Annotated in this window: 1 protein-coding gene; it reads left to right on the plus strand. The window is 67.6% G+C overall.

The genetic code is table 11. From position 1 onward, the window contains the following. Positions 1-116 precede the first annotated feature (116 nt). Positions 117-238, plus strand: a 122-nt coding sequence (locus tag SB751_RS35030) for a zinc ribbon domain-containing protein (protein WP_410749620.1), incomplete at its 3' end; no start/stop codon positions are given.

Consider the following 238-nt stretch of genomic DNA (forward strand, 5'->3'; position numbering starts at 1 on the left):
CCTGTCGCCCAAGGTGCGTTCCTTCGTCGAACACCTGGAAACGCGCTTCGGTGGCAACGCGCCGACTCCGCCCGCGCGGCGCGCCAGCCGGCGCCGCAGCCGTTAGAATCGTATCCATGACCGCCAAATCGCCCCTCGAATATTTCCCCGCGCCGCGCCGTGCGAATTTCTGCAGCCAATGCGGCTCGCCCGTGAACCGCCGCGTGCCCGAGGGCGACAACCGCGAACGTGACATCTG

This window comes from Cupriavidus sp. SIMBA_020 (genome assembly GCF_046535395.1).
GTDB classification, from domain to species: Bacteria; Pseudomonadota; Gammaproteobacteria; order Burkholderiales; family Burkholderiaceae; genus Cupriavidus; species Cupriavidus campinensis.